Origin of the sequence: Rhodobacter capsulatus SB 1003 (assembly GCF_000021865.1) — a bacterium.
Taxonomy (GTDB): Bacteria; Pseudomonadota; Alphaproteobacteria; order Rhodobacterales; family Rhodobacteraceae; genus Rhodobacter; species Rhodobacter capsulatus_B.
The window spans coordinates 292,996-309,727 of sequence record NC_014034.1; the positions used below are offsets into that span (position 1 = coordinate 292,996).

Annotated in this window: 15 protein-coding genes; 3 read left to right on the forward strand and 12 right to left on the reverse strand. The window is 66.2% G+C overall.

All coding sequences use genetic code 11. The annotated features are described in order from the left end of the window. Positions 1-2 precede the first annotated feature (2 nt). Entirely contained in the window at positions 3-2,558 is a 2,556-nt protein-coding gene (leuS, locus tag RCAP_RS01325) for a leucine--tRNA ligase (RefSeq protein ID WP_013066004.1), read from the reverse strand. A gap of 137 nt (positions 2,559-2,695) precedes the next feature. After that, positions 2,696-3,205, reverse strand: a complete 510-nt coding sequence (locus RCAP_RS01330; RefSeq protein ID WP_013066005.1) for a DUF3576 domain-containing protein — start codon at positions 3,203-3,205, stop codon at positions 2,696-2,698. Positions 3,206-3,487: 282 nt separating this feature from the next. Here RCAP_RS01330 and RCAP_RS01335 point away from each other — a divergent pair, with 282 nt between their 5' ends. Both RCAP_RS01335 and RCAP_RS01340 read left to right on the forward strand, forming a co-directional pair. Further along, positions 3,488-4,438 carry a porin gene (locus tag RCAP_RS01335; RefSeq protein WP_013066006.1) on the forward strand — a complete coding sequence of 317 codons (951 nt, stop codon included), beginning with the start codon at positions 3,488-3,490 and terminating at the stop codon, positions 4,436-4,438. A 93-nt stretch (positions 4,439-4,531) separates the two neighbouring features. Further along, positions 4,532-5,194 carry a YggS family pyridoxal phosphate-dependent enzyme gene (locus tag RCAP_RS01340; RefSeq protein WP_013066007.1) on the forward strand — a complete coding sequence of 221 codons (663 nt, stop codon included), beginning with the start codon at positions 4,532-4,534 and terminating at the stop codon, positions 5,192-5,194. On the opposite strand, the gene RCAP_RS01345 is transcribed toward RCAP_RS01340, so the two are convergent. Next, positions 5,191-5,745: a L,D-transpeptidase family protein gene (locus tag RCAP_RS01345; RefSeq protein ID WP_013066008.1), complete on the reverse strand. Its 555-nt coding sequence runs from the start codon at positions 5,743-5,745 to the stop codon at positions 5,191-5,193. The two genes, RCAP_RS01340 and RCAP_RS01345, sit on opposite strands and share 4 nt — an antisense overlap. Continuing rightward, positions 5,742-6,821, reverse strand: a complete 1,080-nt coding sequence (gene ribA / locus RCAP_RS01350) for a GTP cyclohydrolase II (protein WP_013066009.1) — start codon at positions 6,819-6,821, stop codon at positions 5,742-5,744. The genes RCAP_RS01345 and ribA overlap by 4 nt, the downstream gene beginning before the upstream one ends. A 144-nt stretch (positions 6,822-6,965) precedes the next feature. On the opposite strand from ribA, the gene RCAP_RS01355 reads away from it, so the two are divergent. Beyond that, positions 6,966-7,652 carry a response regulator transcription factor gene (locus RCAP_RS01355; protein ID WP_013066010.1) on the forward strand — a complete coding sequence of 229 codons (687 nt, stop codon included), beginning with the start codon at positions 6,966-6,968 and terminating at the stop codon, positions 7,650-7,652. 143 nt (positions 7,653-7,795) lie between these two features. On the opposite strand, the gene RCAP_RS01360 is transcribed toward RCAP_RS01355, so the two are convergent. The 8 genes from RCAP_RS01360 to purH all read right to left on the reverse strand — a co-directional run bounded on the left by RCAP_RS01360 (position 7,796) and on the right by purH (position 16,728). Continuing rightward, positions 7,796-8,140, reverse strand: coding sequence for a DUF3775 domain-containing protein (locus RCAP_RS01360; RefSeq protein ID WP_013066011.1), 345 nt, complete (start codon positions 8,138-8,140; stop codon positions 7,796-7,798). Positions 8,141-8,198: 58 nt separating this feature from the next. Then, complete coding sequence (locus RCAP_RS01365; RefSeq protein ID WP_013066012.1) at positions 8,199-9,350, reverse strand: DNA recombination protein RmuC; 1,152 nt, start codon at positions 9,348-9,350, stop codon at positions 8,199-8,201. Next, positions 9,347-11,200 (reverse strand): DNA mismatch repair endonuclease MutL, encoded by a 1,854-nt coding sequence (gene mutL / locus RCAP_RS01370; protein ID WP_013066013.1) that lies wholly within the window; start codon positions 11,198-11,200, stop codon positions 9,347-9,349. Before mutL ends, RCAP_RS01365 begins: the two co-directional genes overlap by 4 nt. Positions 11,201-11,248: 48 nt before the next feature. Continuing rightward, a complete protein-coding gene (locus RCAP_RS01375) occupies positions 11,249-12,565 on the reverse strand; it encodes a M16 family metallopeptidase (protein WP_013066014.1) in 1,317 nt (438 codons plus the stop codon). Continuing rightward, the gene (locus RCAP_RS01380) at positions 12,562-13,947 is read right to left on the reverse strand and encodes a M16 family metallopeptidase (RefSeq protein ID WP_013066015.1); all 1,386 of its coding nucleotides are present in this window, start codon (positions 13,945-13,947) and stop codon (positions 12,562-12,564) included. Before RCAP_RS01380 ends, RCAP_RS01375 begins: the two co-directional genes overlap by 4 nt. Positions 13,948-14,037: 90 nt before the next feature. Then, on the reverse strand, positions 14,038-14,592 hold the full coding sequence (locus RCAP_RS01385; protein WP_013066016.1) for a DUF3035 domain-containing protein: 555 nt from the start codon (positions 14,590-14,592) through the stop codon (positions 14,038-14,040). A 66-nt stretch (positions 14,593-14,658) separates the two neighbouring features. Beyond that, positions 14,659-15,135, reverse strand: coding sequence for a signal peptidase II (gene lspA / locus RCAP_RS01390; RefSeq protein WP_013066017.1), 477 nt, complete (start codon positions 15,133-15,135; stop codon positions 14,659-14,661). A gap of 6 nt (positions 15,136-15,141) precedes the next feature. Beyond that, the gene (gene purH / locus RCAP_RS01395) at positions 15,142-16,728 is read right to left on the reverse strand and encodes a bifunctional phosphoribosylaminoimidazolecarboxamide formyltransferase/IMP cyclohydrolase (protein ID WP_013066018.1); all 1,587 of its coding nucleotides are present in this window, start codon (positions 16,726-16,728) and stop codon (positions 15,142-15,144) included. Positions 16,729-16,732: the final 4 nt, after the last annotated feature.

A 16,732-nucleotide genomic window follows, 5' to 3' on the forward strand; every position in this document is an offset into this window, starting at 1 on the left:
GGTCAGATGACCACATTGACGATGCGCCCCGGCACGACGATGAGCTTTTTCGGCTGGCCACCGGCCAGAACCTTGATCACAGTCTCGTCCGCCAGCACGAGCTTTTCAACCTCGGAAACGGGCATGTCCTTCGGCACGGTGACCTCGGAGCGGCGCTTGCCGTTGATCTGGATGGGCAGCGTGACCGTATCTTCGACCAGCATCGCCGGATCGGCCTTGGGCCAGGGCGCGCGCACCACCAGACCTTCGCCGCCCTGATGCGCCCAGACATCCTCGGCCAGATGCGGCACCATCGGCGCCATCAGCTGGGCAAGCGTGCGCATCGCCTGTTGCCGGACGGGTTTCGAGGCATCAGATTTCGCCAGCGTGTTGGTGAATTCGTAAAGCTTCGCAATCGCCTTGTTGAAGGCGAAATTCTCGATCGAGAAGGTGACATCGGCAATCGCCCGGTGCATGGCGCGCAAGAGCGCCTCATCCTCGCGCGGCGGCAGGTCATCGGGCAGCGACGCGATGCGGTCGCACAGGTTCCAGACCCGGGTGAGATGCTTGCAGGCGGCCTCGGCCCCCGAGGCGGTCCATTCCACGTCCCGCTCGGGCGGGCTGTCCGACATCACGAACCAGCGCGCGGTATCGGCGCCGAATTGCGCGATGATGTTCATCGGATCGACGACGTTCTTTTTCGATTTCGACATCTTGGCCGAGGGGATGATCTCGACCTTTTCGCCCGTCGCCTTCAGCGTGCCGGTCTCAAGGTCCACCTCTTCGGGCAGGTGCCAGACCGGACGGCCATTGGCGTCGGTGGTCTTGTAGATCTCGTGCGTCACCATGCCTTGGGTGAAAAGCGCGTCGAAGGGCTCGATCGCCTTCGCGGGCAGGTGCCCGGTCTTCGCCATCGCCCGGGCGAAGAAGCGCGAATAGAGCAGGTGCAGAATCGCATGTTCGATGCCGCCGATATATTGATCGACGTTCATCCAGTAATCGGCATCCTCGGCCACGGTCGGGGTCGTCGCATGCGGCGCGGTGAAACGGGCGTAATACCAGGACGAATCGACGAAGGTGTCCATCGTGTCGGTTTCCCGCCGCGCCGGTGCCCCGCATTTCGGGCAGCTGCAGTCGCGCCAGGTCGGATGCCGGTCAAGCGGGTTGCCCGGCTTGTCGAAGGTGACATCATCGGGCAGCCGGATCGGCAGGTTCTCTTTCTTCTCGGGCACGACACCGCAGCTGGCGCAATGCACGACGGGAATCGGGCAGCCCCAGTAGCGTTGCCGCGACAGGCCCCAGTCGCGCAGGCGGTATTTCGTGACGCCGGTGCCCCAGCCCTGCGTTTCCGCCACGGTGATGGCACTGGCCACGCCGTCTTCGCCGGTCTGCACTTCGGCCCCGGCAAAGCCGCGGATGTAGCGGACGGGTTCCGATTTCATCGGCACGAAGGCCTCGGTCAAGGCGGCTTCCTCGGCGCCTTCCGCAACGAAGACCGGGTTGATCGGCAGGGCGTATTTCGTGGCGAATTCGAAGTCGCGCGCATCATGCGCCGGGCAGCCGAAAATCGCGCCGGTGCCGTAATCCATCAAGATGAAATTCGCGATCCAGACCGGCAATTCCCAATTGGGATCAAGCGGATGCTTGACACGGATGCCGGTGTCCAGGCCGATCTTTTCCGCCGTCTCGATCGCTTCCTCGGTGGTGCCGCCCTTGCGGCATTGGGCGATGAACTCGGCCATTTCCGGGTTCGCCGCTTCCAGCACCTTGGCCAGCGGATGATCGGGCGAGATGCCGACGAAAGACGCCCCCATCAGCGTGTCCGGCCGGGTCGTGTAAACCTCGATCTTGCCGAAACCCTCGGGCGCGTCGACGGTGTCGAAGCTGAATTGCAGCCCGCGCGACTGGCCGATCCAGTTCGCCTGCATCAGCCGCACCTTTTCCGGCCAGTCCTTCAACCCATCGAGCGCCGCCAGCAATTCGCCCGCGTAATCGGAAATCTTGAAGAACCACTGCGTCAGTTCCTTGCGCTCGACGAGCGCGCCCGAGCGCCAGCCGCGCCCGTCTTCGACCTGTTCGTTCGCCAGAACCGTCATGTCGACCGGGTCCCAGTTCACCACCGCATTCTTGCGATAGACCAGACCGGCTTCGAGCATGTCGAGGAACATCGCCTGCTGCTGGCCGTAATATTCCGGGTCGCAGGTGGCAAATTCGCGGCTCCAGTCGATCGACAGGCCCAAGGGCTTCATCTGCGCGCGCATGTCGGCGATGTTCGAATAGGTCCAGTCCTTCGGATGGCCACCCCGTTCGATCGCGGCATTTTCCGCGGGCATCCCGAAAGCATCCCAGCCCATCGGGTGCAAGACGCTGAAACCGCAGGACATTTTATACCGCGCCACCACGTCGCCCATGGTGTAGTTGCGCACATGGCCCATGTGGATGCGCCCCGAGGGATAGGGGAACATCTCGAGCACGTAATATTTCGGCCTTGCGGGATCCCGCCGCGCGGTGAACACGCCTGCCGCCTCCCAGGCGGCTTGCCATTTCTGTTCGCTCTGGCTCGGTTCGTAACGCGACATCTGGCCCCTCGTTCGTCATCGGTCGCGGGTTTGCTACACCGCGCGGGGCCGGAAGGTCCAGTGATCAGCACGGACAAGTGACAAAATATCCCCGCCGCGGGACGGCCCGGGCGGGGAGAGGGCCCTTGTCGAAAGGCTCAGAGGCCCGAGTCGCGAATCCGCAGCTGCCGGGCCCGGGTCAGGATCGCATCCTCGACCGCGCGGACGGTTTCGGGCGCCACCGTGCCGCCGCGGCTTTCCAGCGACACCTTGAGCGAGCGCGCATCCAGCGCCGGATCGGTGACATGGATCGTCGCGCGATAGGCCTTGCCGCCGCCGGGCGGCGTGCCGTAGCCGGTCATGATCAGCCCCGAGAACGGATCGACCGACTGGATCGGCAGGAAGTCGAGCACTTCAAGCGAGGCCATCCAGAGATACTTGTTGACCCCGATCGAGACATTCGGGTCGGCATTGTTCGAAAACAGATCCCAGACCGAGGATTGCTTGGGCTCGGCCTTGAACTTGTCGATGGCGGTTTCCTGCTTTTGCGGCGCGGGCCGGGCCGGGCCGCCCCAGTTGAACAGTTTGCCGCTGGAGGTGCCGCAGCCTGCCAGACCAAGCGCGACCGTCATCACCAGACCGGTGCGCAAAGAGGTTGCTTTCTTCATACGATCGACTGCCCCCGCAGGCTGAACCCATTGGCTTTTCCTGTCTCTAGCCGATGGCCGGGGGGGCGACAAGATTTTTCCCCCCGCGGGACCGCCCGCGGCGGGGCGCAACCTCCCGCCGGTCCCCAGCGGGGGACTGTGGCAAAGCTGCACCACGCGGTTTCGCTTTGGCCGCTTCGGTCCCGTTTTCGTTGCAATATGAGGCGTGGCGAGAGAAAAAGCCTTCATACCCACCTCGGATTCCCCCTGAGTTGGGGCTTACCTTAGCAAAATGAGGGAAAAATGAAAAAGCTTCTCATCGCGTCGACCGCGCTCGTCATGGTCGCTGGCGCCGCCGCCGCCGAAGTGAAACTCTCGGGCGACGCCCGCATGGGTGCTGTGTACGACAGCGAAGACTGGAACTTCTCGAGCCGCGCTCGCGTTCAGTTCACCCTCTCGGGCACCACCGACTCGGGCCTCGAGTTCGGCGCGAAGTTCCGCACCTCGGACATCCGCAACGCTGAAGATCCGCGCAACGGCAACCGTGGCACCGTCTTCCTGTCGGGCGCTTTCGGCAAGATCACCATGGGTGACATTGCTTCGGCCTCGGAAGAACTCTTCGGCGACCTGGCCGACGTCGGCTACCTCGGCGATGACCAAGGGACCGCGGGTATCACCTTCGCTGGCCTGGGCACCAACGCCATCCCGTACCTGACGCTCGACAACGAAACCACCTCGGGCCTGATGTACACCTACAGCGCCGGTGCGTTCTCGGTCGCCGCGGCGATGACGGACGGCCATGGCTACGGTTCGCTCGCTGCCGGCACCTTCGAAGCCGACACCCAATCGTACTCGGTCGCCGCTGCCTACACCTTCGGCAACTACACCGTCGGCCTCGGCCACGAGATCCTCGACCGTGATGGCGCTGGTCTCGACATGAGCCAAACCGAACTCGCCGGCATGGCGAAATTCGGCAACACCGACGTCAAAGGCTACTACGCCATCGGCGGCGACGAAAACCCGGTTGACGACGCGATCGGCCTGAGCGTTGCCTCGGCCTTCGGCGCGACCACCGTCAAAGGCTACGTGCAAAAAGTCGACTTCGTCGCGGCTGGTGTTGACAGCGTGACCTGGTACGGCCTCGGCGCCGACTACGACCTGGGCGGCGGCGCGATCCTCGCGGCCGGCATCCAAGACGACGACGTGGACGGTTCGGATCCGGTCGCCAACATGGGTGTGAAATTCAAGTTCTGATCTCTCGGAACCTGATTGGGAAAGAGCGGGCCTTGGCCCGCTTCTTTTCTTTTTTGCCACCTTGTGCTCGATTGCGCCGCAAAGGAGATCGCCATGGGATTGCAGGAGATTCAGACCCGGATTGCGAAGGCGACCCGGGCCGCGGGCCGGGCCGAGGGGGCGGTGCGGCTGATCGCCGTGTCGAAGGTGCAGCCGCCCGAGCGGGTGCTGGCGGTGCTCGATCAGGGGCAACGGCTGTTCGGCGAGAATTACGTGCAGGAAGCGGCGGGCAAATGGCCCGACTGGCGGGCAGAGTTCCCGGGCGTGGCCGTGCACATGATCGGGCCGTTGCAGACGAACAAGGCGAAACAGGCGGTGGAGCTGTTCGAGGCGATCCACACGCTTGACCGGCCCTCGCTGGCGGTGAAGCTGGCGTCTTTGGCGCAGGCGCGGGGGGCAAGCCCGGATCTTTTCGTGCAGGTCAACACCGGGTCCGAGCCGCAAAAGGCGGGCGTGCTGCCCGAGGCTTTGGATGCTTTCGTGGCCGAGGCGCGGCGGCTGGATCTGCCGGTGGTCGGGCTGATGTGCATTCCGCCGGAAGCCGAAGACCCGGCCCCGCATTTCGCCATGCTCGCCGGGATGGCGGCGCGGAACGGGCTGACCGGGCTTTCGATGGGGATGAGTTCGGATTTCGAGGCGGCGATTGCCGCCGGGGCCACGCATGTGCGGGTGGGCTCGGCCATTTTTGGCGCGCGCGATTATGGGGCGCGCGCCTAGGCCTTGTCGGCGGACCGGGGCGCTGCCCCGGACCCCGGGATATTTTTCGCAAGATAAAAGCAGGAAAGCGGCGGGATCAACAGCTCGGTGCCGGGTTTCAGGCGGCGCGCGAGTTTGATCAGGTCGGCACGGCCAAGCGCAAGGCAGCCTGCCGTGGGGTAGCCCAGGCGACGGCGCTGATGCAGGAAGATCGCCGAGCCCTTGCCGGGGGTGGCTTTCGGATAGTTCCAATCGGTGATCAGCACGATGTCGTAAAGCGGATCGCGGCGGGCCATGCGTTCGTGGCTGGCCTTGAACGGCGCGCGGACGGGCTGGTTGTAGGCGGGGTGGCCGGGATCGTCGCACCACAGATCCTGCGGGCCGATCGGCTTCGCCCAAGGGGCGGGGCGGGGCAGGCGGTCGGCGCGGTACAGCAGGCCGACGATGCGCAACCGGCCCACCGGGGTGGCGCCGTCGCCTTCGCGTTTGGTGGCGGAGAGCCCGCCGCGGCCGATCTGCACCGGATGGCGGCGGCCGTGGAACAGAAGCCCGGTGGCGGTCAGACGGATCACAGCAGATGCCCCGATTTCGCCGCCTTGGTGGCAAGATAGGCTTCGTTGTGGCGGCTTTTGCCGACCTTGAGCGGCACCCGTTCGCGCACCGCAATGCCGTGGGTTTCCAGCATCCGCACCTTGGCCGGGTTGTTGGTCAAAAGCCGCACCGAGCTGAAGCCGAGCTTCTTCAGCAGCGCCGCACCGATGCGAAAATCGCGTTCGTCATCCTCGAAGCCCAGCCGGTGGTTCGCCTCGACCGTGTCAAAGCCCTGATCCTGCAGCGAATAGGCGCGCATCTTGTTCGCCAGCCCGATGCCGCGGCCCTCCTGATTGAGGTAAAGCAGCACGCCCGCCCCCTCGGCCCCCATCTGATGCAGCGCGGCATCGAGCTGCGGGCCGCAGTCGCATTTCAGCGAGCCCATCACGTCGCCGGTGAAACAGGCCGAATGCAGCCGCGCCAGCACCGGCTGCGCCCGGTCGGGGGAACCGATCTCGATCGCGTAATGTTCGGGGCCGCCATCATCGGGGCGGAAGATGTGCAGCCGCCCGCGCTCGGCCGCCCGCATCGGCACCCGCGCGGCGGCGACGGGGGCAAAGGCGGCTTCGGAGGACAGCAGCTGCAGCACCTGCGGGGCCGCCAGCGCCGTCAACCCTTCGGGCGCGGGGGTGGGCAGCGGGGCGAGCAGCGCGGCGGGCAGAAGCTGCGCCGTCTTGCACAGGCCAATCGCGGCCCGCGCAAGGGTGGCATCGCCGTCGCGCAGGCTGGTCAGCGGGCCTTTCATCGGCACGCGCAGGTCATCGGCCGGATCGGCCAGCGCCCGCAGCCAGGCCAGATCGGCCTCTTCGGGAACGGCGATCCGGGCAAGATCGTCATCATAAACCCGGGCCTTCAGCGTCTCGGCCCGCCAGGCGGTCAGCGCGAGCGTCAGCGGCCCCAGACGGCGCAGCGCCTCCAGCCGTTCGGGCGAAAGCGTCTCGACCGCGACGGCCAGCATCTGCCCCGAGAGCACGACGGGAAGCCCGAGCCGCAGATCGGCGCGGGCGCGGTTGATCAGTTCAAGGGGGCTCGGGCCGAGAAAGACAGGCGTTTCCATGGCCGGAAGATAGCGGCGGTTGAAACAGATTGAAACACTTCCCCGCTCTGCGTCACCCTTGCGTGAGAAAGATTTCACCTCCCTTGCCGCAGTCGTGATGAGGGTCCAGCTTGACACGAACCGCAACGAGACCGGGAGGCAAAGATGGCCGGGCTGAAGAAAATTCTTCTGGTGGATGATGACAGCGACCTGCGCGAGGCGCTGGCCGAGCAGCTGATCGCGACCGAGGAATTCGACGTGTTCGAGGCGGGTTCGGGCGCCGAAGGGGTCGAAAAGGCCAAGGGCGCGCTTTACGATCTGGTGATGCTCGATGTCGGCCTGCCCGACACCGATGGCCGGGAGCTGTGCAAGAAGCTGCGCAAGCAGGGGGTGAAATGCCCGATCATGATGCTGACCGGCCATGACACCGATGCCGACACGATCCTTGGGCTGGACAGCGGCGCGAATGATTACATCACCAAGCCCTTCAAGTTCCCGGTGCTGCTGGCCCGCATCCGCGCCCAGCTGCGCACGCATGAACAATCGGAAGATGCGGTGTTCCAGCTCGGCCCGTATACGTTCAAACCGGCGATGAAGATGCTGATCGACGCCAAGGACCGCAAGATCCGGCTGACCGAAAAGGAAACCAACATCCTGAAGTTCCTCTATCGGGCGCAGGACGGGGTGGTGGCGCGCGATGTGCTCTTGCACGAGGTCTGGGGCTACAACGCGGGGGTGACCACGCATACGCTGGAAACCCATATCTACCGGCTGCGCCAGAAGATCGAGCCCGATCCGTCGAATGCGCGGCTTCTGATCACGGAATCGGGCGGCTACCGTCTGGTCGCCTGATACCGCGCAGGAGCGGGGGTTTCACACCCCCGCGCCCCCGTGGGATATTTGCACCAAGGTGAAAGGGCACCCCGGGATCTGCTTTCACCTTGGTGAAAATATCCCGGGGGGAGTCCGCTTGCGGACGGGGGGCAGCGCCCCCCCTACACCGTCGGATTGATGCCGTCCTCGGCTTCTTCCAGGCTGATCCCCATCGCATTCAGACCGTCTTCCAGGTAATCGGCCAGCATCGGGATGCCGAGAAGGTAATCCTCGGTCGGCGCGGTCGCCTCGGCCTTGGCGGTCTCGAAGGCCTCGTCGAATTCCGCGGCCTGGAAGGTCTCGCGGCCGATCCACATCAGCGCGGTCAGCGCCGCCTGTTCATCCTCGTTCAAGGCCGCGATGAAGGCGCGCAGCTCGCGCCCCTGACCGGATCCGGGCACTTCGGCGTCGAATTTCCGGGCGCGGATGATCACATGGGCGATTTTCGACGGGCTGATCGGCAGCATGACACGTCCTCCTGTGATCCCACTCTCGTCCCGGACGGGCCGCGACGCAAGCGCCATCTCAGCTTTCGACGGGAAGCCGCAAGGGCGGTTCCGGGGCCAGCTCCTCGAAGTCGAAATTGTCGAGCCGATGCGCCCGCTTGCCCGCCTTTTCGGCGGAGGTCCGGATCTCCTCGATGTCGCGCGCGGCCATGCCGAAATGGCGATCAAGGTTCGCCACCCGCTCGCCCAGCCGCCCGACATCGGCATGCAGCGCGGCGAGTTCGCGCCGGATCGCCCCCGCCTGCGCCCGCATCCGCGCGTCTTTCAGCACGGCGCGCATCGTGTGCAGCGTCGCCATGCAGGTGGTGGGCGAGACGATCCAGACCTTGGCGGCGAAACCCTCGCGCACCAGTTCGGGGAAATTCGCGTGCAGTTCCGCATAGACCGCCTCTGACGGCAGGAACAGCAGCGCGCCATCGGCGGTCTCGCCCTCGATGATGTAGCGATCCGCAATGGCGCGGATATGCGAGCGCAGGGAAATCCGCATCATCCGTTGCGCCTCGATCAGCTGGCTTTGATTTTCGGCGCGGCGCAGGGCCTCGTAAGCCTCCAGCGGGAATTTGCTGTCGATCACCATCGGCCCTGGGGGATGGGGCAGATGGATCAGGCAATCGGCGCGGCGTCCGTTCGAAAGCGTCGCCTGCATCGTATAGGAATCGCGCGGCAGCGCCTTTTGCACGATGTCATGCAGCTGGATCTCGCCAAAGGCGCCGCGGGTCTGCTTGTTCGAGAGAATGTCCTGCAATCCCAGCACATTGCCCGAAAGCTTCTCGATATTCGCCTGGGCCTTGTCGATGGCGGCCAGACGCTGTTGCAGATCGCCAAGGCTGCGCGCGGTGCGGGTGGCCGAGCCGTGCAGGCTCTCGGTCATCGCCCGGTTCACCTCGGCCAGACGCGCCTCCATCAGTTGCAGCATCCGGCTTTGGCTGGCGGCCTGGGCTTCGGAGACATGATGCAGCCCGCCTGCGAGCTGGTGCTGGCCATCGGACAGCGCCTGCACCCGTTGCGCCAGCTGCAACAGGGTCCCGGCCAGCGGGTCCAGCGCCTTCGCCGTGCGCAAGGACGCCCGCAGCATCAAAAGGATCAGCAGCAGCAGAACCGCCGCCGAAGCAAGCGCCGCCTGCACCAGAGGGTCCTGCAGGTCGATCAGATGCGCGCCGAGTTCGATCATGTCCGGCCGAACAGCCGTTCGATGTCGGAAAGCTTCAGCTCGACATAGGTCGGGCGGCCGTGGTTGCACTGGCCGGAAAGCGGCGTCGCCTCCATCTCGCGCAGCAGCGCGTTCATCTCCTCGACCCGCATCTGCCGGCCGGAGCGGATCGAGCCGTGGCACGACATCCGCGACAGAACCGCGTCGATCTTCGATTGCAGCCGCAGGCTGTCGCCCTGATCGGCGAGCTCATCCAGAATGTCGCGCAGCAAAGCCGCGGCGTTGATTTCGCCCAGGATCGCCGGGGTTTCGCGCACGGCGATGGCGCTGCCGCCAAAGGGCTCGATGGCAAGGCCAAGCCGGTGCAGCTCCTCGGCCACATCAAGCAGCCGGGCAGCCTCGGCGGCGGAAAGCTCCACGATCTCGGGGATCAGCAGCGCCTGCGCCGCGATGCCCTTTTCGGCGCTTTGCGCCTTCAGCCGTTCATAGACCAGCCGCTCATGCGCGGCGTGCTGATCGACGATCACCATGCCGCGTTCGGTCTGGGCGATGATGTAGTTTTCATGCAGCTGCGCCCGCGCGGCGCCCAAGGGGCGGTGGATCAGCTCGGCCGTCCCGGGTGGGGCGGGCTCGACTCGGGCCGAGGGGGCAAAGGGCGCGGTGAAGGGCTGCGGGGCCTCGTCGAAGCTTTGCAGCGGCATCTGCGCGGCAAAGGCATTGCGGATGGCGCCGGAACTGGGCCGTTCCATCTGATAGATCCGCGGCTGCGCCGGTTCGGGCTGCATCGCGCCCAGAGTGGCGGTGGCGACGGTGGAGGAGGACCGATGCCCCGATTGCGCCAGCGCGTGGCGGATGCCGGTCACGATCAGGCCCCGCGGCACGCCCGCTTCGCGAAAGCGCACTTCGGCCTTGGCGGGGTGGACGTTGACGTCAACGCTTTCGGGGTCGCAGGTCAGGAACAGCACCGCGGCCGGGTGGCGATCACGGGAGAGCACATCGATATAGGCGGCCCGCAACGCGCCCAAAAGCATCTTGTCGCGCACTGGGCGGCCGTTGACGAAGAGGAACTGCTCGACCGCGGCGCCGCGGGAATAGGTGGGCAGGGCGGCATAGCCGGTCAGCCGGATCCCCTCGCGGTCCGCGTCCAAAGGCACCGCATTGTCGGCAAAGGCCCGGCCAAGGATGCGGCCAAGACGGCCCGAAAGCGCGCCGAACAACTCGCCCTGTTCGGCATCGGCGCGAAAGATTTCCCGCGTCTCGCTGCCCGCGATTTCGCGCAGGGTGAAGCTGACATAGGGCTCGGCCATGGCAAGGCGCTTGACCGTGTCGGCGATCGCCTGCGCCTCGGTCCGGTCGGTGCGCAGGAATTTCAGCCGCGCCGGGGTGGCAAAGAACAGATCGCGCAGCTCGACCACGGTGCCGCGGTTCAGCGCCGCCGGTTTCACCGCGCCGATCCTGCCGCCGGAAACGGTGATCTGCGCCGCCTCGAACCCCTCGGCCCGCGAGGTGATCGTCAGCCGCCCGACCGCGCCCAAGCTTGGCAGGGCCTCGCCGCGAAAGCCGAAAGTGTGGATGTTCAGAAGATCCGAGCCGTCGATCTTCGAGGTGGCATGGCGGCAAAGCGCCAGCGGCAGGTCCTCGGCGGTCATGCCGCAGCCGTCGTCGCTGATCCGGATCAGCGTCTTGCCGCCATCCGCATAGGCGATCTCGATGCGGCTCGCCCCGGCGTCGAGCGCGTTTTCGACAAGCTCCTTGACCGCCGAGGCGGGGCGTTCGACCACCTCTCCCGCCGCGATGCGGTTGGCGGCGGCGTCGTCAAGCTGGCGGATCACCGGGCGGGAGGCGCCGATTTGGGGGGGCTGTGCGTTCATGCCACAAGGGATAGCACAGCCCGAAACCGAGCCCAACAGATTCGGGGCTTACTTCAGCCCCTCGGGCTGGCCCACGACGACAAAGCGCAGCCCCTCGGCCTTGATCAGCCGCTGCGCCACCCGGGCGATGTCGTCTTTCGTCACCGCAGTCACCTTGTCGTTGCGGGTGTTGATGTAATCGACCGGCAGGCCGTTCAGCTGCATCCCCGCCAGAATGTCGGCGATGTTGCCGTTGCCATCGAAACGCAAGGGATAGGCGCCGGTCAGATAGGTCTTGGCATCGGCCAGTTCCCGGTCCGTGACCTTGCCGCTTGCGGCCCTGGCCCATTCCGCCTTCACGATCTCGATCGCTTCGGCCACCTTGCCATTGGCCGAGGCGAAGCTGCCCTGCCAGGTCTCGGCCAGATCCTTGGGCACCAGATAGGTGTAGATCCCATAGGTCAGGCCGCGCTTTTCGCGCACCTCCTCCATCAGGCGAGAGGAAAAGCCGCCCGCGCCCAGGATCTCGTTGAAGACATAGGCGGGGAAGAAATCCGGGTCCGACATCGCCAGCCCCTGTTCGCCAAAGATCACCGTCGCCTGCGGCGTGTCGAAGGGAACGACGGTCACACCGCCGGTCAGCGCCAGATCAGCGCGCGGCGGCAGCGGCGCCCCCGTGGCGGGCAGATCGCCCAGCAGCCTGTCGAGCAGCGGACCCAGATCGGCCGCCGTGATGTCGCCCACCGCCGAGACCACCAGCCGGTCGCGCGCCATCACCCGGGCCTTGGCGGTGAACATGTCCTCGCGCGTCAGGGCCTGCACGCTGTCCAGCGTGCCGTTCAGCGAGGTGCCATAGGGATGATCGCCATAGGCCAGCTTGCGGAAGGCCTCGCCCGCAAGCGCCTGCGGGTCCTGCGTCTCCGAGGCGATGATCGACAGCACCTGCCCGCGCACCCGGTCGACCGAGGCCTGATCGAAATGCGGGTCGGTCAGCGCGCCGCGCAAAAGATCCACCGCCTTGTCGCGGTTTTCGGTCAGCATCCGGGCAGAGATGCTCAGCGTGTCATCATCGACGTCGAATTTGAAACTGGCGGCAAGCGCCTCCTGCGCCGCGGCAAAGCCCTGACTGTCGAGATCGGCCGAACCCTCTTCCAGCGTCGCCGTCATCAGATTGGTGGCGCCGCGCTTGCCCGGCTCATCCAGGCTCGCCCCGCCGCGAAAGCGGATTTCCAGCGCGGTGAAGGGGATGTCATGCGCCTCGACCAGCCAGGCCTTGATCCCCCCGGGCGAGGTGACCTCGGTGATCTCGATCGCCGCGGCGGGCAGGGCGGACAGCACGGCCAGAACGACGGCGGCCAGGATGCGGAACGGAGCGCGAAGGATCATTGCGTGGCCTCCGGGGTCAGGGCAGGGGCGACGGGGGCGGGGGCGGCGGATGCCGGGGCGGCGGTGCCCGCGGTTTCGGCAAAGACCGTCACCGAGCGCGCCGGATCGAACAGCGCCGTCGCCGCGGCGATCACGTCCTCGGGGGTGACCGACATCAGCACCTCGGGCCAGGCCTCGACATCGGCGACGGAAAAGCCCGAGGCCAGGGCCTCGCCATAGCGCTGCGCCAGCGCCTCGGTGTCGTCCTGTTCATAGATCTGGCTGGCGCGGATCTGGGTGCGGATGCGTTCGAACTGCGCCGGGTCGATGCCGTCAGTGAAGAAATCGGCCAAAGCCTTGTCCAGCGCGGCCTCCGCACTGGGCAGATCGACATCCTTGGCGGGCATCACCGCCAAGGTGAAGGTGGTCTGGTCGATCGACATGCCGTCATAGCCCGCCGAGACATGGATCGCATCGCCCGCCTCGAAGACCAGTTTGCGCCCCAGAACCGAGGTGGCCATGTTGCCGCCCAGAAGCTCCGCCAGAATCGTCAGCGCCGCGGCCTGTTTCTGATCGCCCGGGTTGCGTTCGGGGGCCAGATAGCTGCGCATCACATAGGGCTGGGCGATCCGGGCATCGCGAAACACCATGCGCCGGGCCGCGAGTTGCGGCGGCTCCTGCGGGCGGAGGCGCGGCGGGATGTCGGCCGAGGGCGCCAGCGGGCCGTAATATTTCGCCGCCAGCTCCTTCACCTGATCGGGCGTCACGTCGCCCGCCACCACCAGCACCGCATCATTGGGCGCATAGTAGCGCCGATACCAGGCCAGCGCATCCTCGCGGGTCAGCTCCTCCATCTCTTGGCGCCAGCCGATCACCGGCGTGCCATAGGGGCTGTTGAGGAATTGCGCCGCCCGCATCTGTTCGCTCAGCAGCGCCGAAGGATCGCTGTCGGTGCGCTGGGCGCGTTCCTCCAGAATCACCTCGCGTTCGGTCTTCCAGTCATCGGGCGAGATGCGCAGGTTGCGCATCCGGTCGGCTTCCATCTTCATCACCAGCTCCAGCCGGTCGGCGGCGATGCGCTGGTAATAGGCGGTGTAATCATAGCTGGTGAAGGCATTGTCCGAGCCGCCATTGGCCGCCACCACCTTGGACAATTCGCCTGCCGCCAGCGTGTCGGTGCCCTTGAACATCAGATGTTCCAGGTAATGGGCGATGCCCGACTTGCCCCGGACCTCGTCGGCCGATCCGGCCCTGTACCAGACCATCTGCACCACGACCGGGGCGCGGTGATCCTCGATCACCACGGCTTCAAGGCCGTTCTTCAGGGTAAAATGGGTCACCGGCGCGGCTGACGCGCCAAAAGCCGTCGCCGTCAGAAACAGTCCGGCAAGCATCGTGCGCATGGGCACCTCCGTCGATCTGTCGTCAGGGTAGCCGCATCGGCGCCACAGACAACCGTGACGGTGCGGGACTGACGCAGGTTTGATCGGCCGTTACGGCAACGCCTCCTGCGCCGTGCCCGAAGGCGGCGCGGCGGGGGTGCGCAGGCCCTGTTTGCGCCAGCGCTCCAGCTCGGCCTGCTGGTCCAGCGACATCGGCGCATAGGCCTTGAGATAGACGTTGATGTTGAACAGCCGTTCCAGCAACCGGCCATCATGCTTGCGCCGCCATTCCAGATCCTCGGCGGCAAGGCGGTCGCGGATGCCGGCCTCGGTGCCGAAGCGCCCCGAATGGCCCAGCAGACCGCCATCGCCCGCGGCGCGGCCGGTGCCGGTCACCCGGGCGGGATCGCCGCCCAGCGCCGCCACCGCGTCGGCCTGCGGCGTCGGATCGGTGATGTTCGCGCCCCCCGGCGTCGGCGCGGGCAGCTCGGTCAGGCTGTCGGGCATCGCCAGCGGCTTCGTCGGCAGGATGCCGAATTCATCCGGCCCCGAGGTCGAGGACCGCAGGTGCATCAATTCGGGCTGTTTGTCCTTCGCGCCGCCGCAGCCGCCAAGGGCCAGCGCCGTCACCAGCGCAATCCCGAGCGTTCCAGACACCGATCGCATGCAGCACTCCATCGCCGTTTGCCCCGTCTTAGCCTATCGCCAGCCGTCCGTCACGTCCCAAAGGCGTCAGCCCCGGCCGGACTTGCCCTCGCCGGTGAACAGCACCAGCCCCGCCGCGCCGAGGAAGATGGCGATATCGGCGACGTTGAAGGAAAACGGATTGTCCCAGAACGGTGCCGAGACATTCAGGAAATCGGCGACCGCGCCATAGGCGATGCGGTCGATCACATTCCCCAGCGCCCCGCCGATCAAGAGACCCGCGGCCACCTGCCCGCGCAGCCCCTGCGGATGGCGGCTGACCCAGTGCCAGACCCAGGCCGAGATGGCGAGCGCCATCACCACCAGCGCCCAGCGGGTGATCTCGTCCTCGCCCGCGAAAAGGCCGAAGTTGATGCCCCGGTTCCACGCCATGCGCAGGTTGAGCCAGGGCGGCAGGACCGCCATCTGGCCGATCCGGTCCAGCCCGATCCATTGCACGACGATGAATTTCGTCACCTGATCGAGCAGCAGCACCGCCGCCGCAAACCGCGCCATCAGTCGCATGATGCCTCAGTGCCGGAAGTGGCGCATGCCGGTGAAGACCATGGCCAGCCCGCGTTCATTCGCGGCGTCGATCACGTCCTGATCGCGCATCGAACCGCCGGGCTGGATGATCGCCGTCGCCCCCGCCTCGGCCGCGGTGATCAGACCGTCGGCAAAGGGGAAGAAGGCGTCGGACGCCACGACCGAGCCCTTGGTCAGCGGCGCGGCCAGGCCCATCACTTCGGCCATGTCGAGGGATTTGCGGGCGGCAATCCGGGTGCTGTCGACACGGCTCATCTGACCGGCGCCGACGCCCACCGTGGCGCCGTCCTTCACATAGATGATCGCGTTCGACTTGACGTGTTTCGCGACTTTCCAGGCGAAGAGCAGGTCTTTCAGCTCCTGGTCCGAGGGCGCGCGTTTGGTGACGACCTTCAGATCATCGAGCGTGATCGCGCCATTGTCCTTGCCCTGCACGAGGAAGCCGCCCGCGACCTGACGGAAGCTGGTGATCGGCGCCTTCGGGTCGGGCAGGGCGCCCGTCGTCAGCAGGCGCAGGTTCTTTTTCGCGGCAAAGATCGCCTTCGCCTCGTCGCTCGCCTCGGGGGCGATGACGACTTCGGTGAAGATCTTGCAGATTTCTTCCGCGGTTGCGGCGTCAAGGGTCTGGTTCAGCGCGATGATGCCGCCAAAGGCCGAGGTGCGGTCGCAGTCAAACGCCCGGGTGTAGGCCTCGAGCATCGTCTTGCCGGTCGCCACGCCGCAGGGGTTGGCATGTTTGATGATCGCGCAGGCCGGGGCCTCGGTCGGGAATTCCGCCACCAGCTCAAAGGCCGCATCGGTGTCGTTGATGTTGTTGTAGCTCAGTTCCTTGCCCTGATGCTGGCGCGCCGTCGCCACGCCCGGACGGGCCGAGCCGTCCAGATAAAAGGCGGCCGACTGATGCGGGTTTTCGCCATAGCGCAGCGTCTGCGCAAGGGTCCCGGCAAAGGCGCGGCGGCGCGGGGCCGCTTCGCCGATCGCCTGCGCCATCCAGGTGGAGACGGCGGCATCATAGGCGGCGGTGCGGGCATAGGCGATCTGCGCCAGCCGCTGGCGGAAGGCGAGGGTGGTCTTGCCGTCATTCGCATCAAGTTCCGCCAGAACGGCGGCGTAATCCTCGACATCGACCACGGTGGCGACGAAGGCATGGTTCTTCGACGCGGCGCGGATCATCGCCGGGCCGCCGATGTCGATATTCTCGATGCAGTCGTCATAGGCGGCGCCCTTGGCCACGGTGGCCTCGAACGGGTAAAGGTTCACCACCAGCAGGTCGATCACCTCGATGCCATGGGTTTCCATCGCGGTCCGGTGTTCGGCATTGTCGCGCAGCGCCAGAAGCCCGCCATGCACCTTGGGATGCAGGGTCTTCACGCGGCCGTCCATCATCTCGGGGAAGCCGGTCACTTCGGACACGTCGCGCACCGAAAGCCCCGCCTCGCGCAGCGTCTTGGCGGTGCCGCCGGTCGAGAGCAGCTCGACCCCGCGGGCGGCCAGCGCGCGGGCGAAATCGACCAGACCGGTCTTGTCGGACACCGAAAGCAGCGCACGGGTAAGCGGAACGGGATGGGTCACGGGA

Coding starts and splice junctions, on each gene's coding strand:
- leuS (WP_013066004.1), bottom strand. CDS start 2,558: ATGTCGCGTTACGAACCGAGCCAGAGCGAACAGAAATGGCAAGCCGCC.
- RCAP_RS01330 (WP_013066005.1), bottom strand. CDS start 3,205: ATGAAGAAAGCAACCTCTTTGCGCACCGGTCTGGTGATGACGGTCGCG.
- RCAP_RS01335 (WP_013066006.1), top strand. CDS start 3,488: ATGAAAAAGCTTCTCATCGCGTCGACCGCGCTCGTCATGGTCGCTGGC.
- RCAP_RS01340 (WP_013066007.1), top strand. CDS start 4,532: ATGGGATTGCAGGAGATTCAGACCCGGATTGCGAAGGCGACCCGGGCC.
- ribA (WP_013066009.1), bottom strand. CDS start 6,821: ATGGAAACGCCTGTCTTTCTCGGCCCGAGCCCCCTTGAACTGATCAAC.
- RCAP_RS01355 (WP_013066010.1), top strand. CDS start 6,966: ATGGCCGGGCTGAAGAAAATTCTTCTGGTGGATGATGACAGCGACCTG.
- RCAP_RS01360 (WP_013066011.1), bottom strand. CDS start 8,140: ATGCTGCCGATCAGCCCGTCGAAAATCGCCCATGTGATCATCCGCGCC.
- RCAP_RS01365 (WP_013066012.1), bottom strand. CDS start 9,350: ATGATCGAACTCGGCGCGCATCTGATCGACCTGCAGGACCCTCTGGTG.
- mutL (WP_013066013.1), bottom strand. CDS start 11,200: ATGAACGCACAGCCCCCCCAAATCGGCGCCTCCCGCCCGGTGATCCGC.
- RCAP_RS01375 (WP_013066014.1), bottom strand. CDS start 12,565: ATGATCCTTCGCGCTCCGTTCCGCATCCTGGCCGCCGTCGTTCTGGCC.
- RCAP_RS01380 (WP_013066015.1), bottom strand. CDS start 13,947: ATGCGCACGATGCTTGCCGGACTGTTTCTGACGGCGACGGCTTTTGGC.
- RCAP_RS01385 (WP_013066016.1), bottom strand. CDS start 14,592: ATGCGATCGGTGTCTGGAACGCTCGGGATTGCGCTGGTGACGGCGCTG.
- lspA (WP_013066017.1), bottom strand. CDS start 15,135: ATGCGACTGATGGCGCGGTTTGCGGCGGCGGTGCTGCTGCTCGATCAG.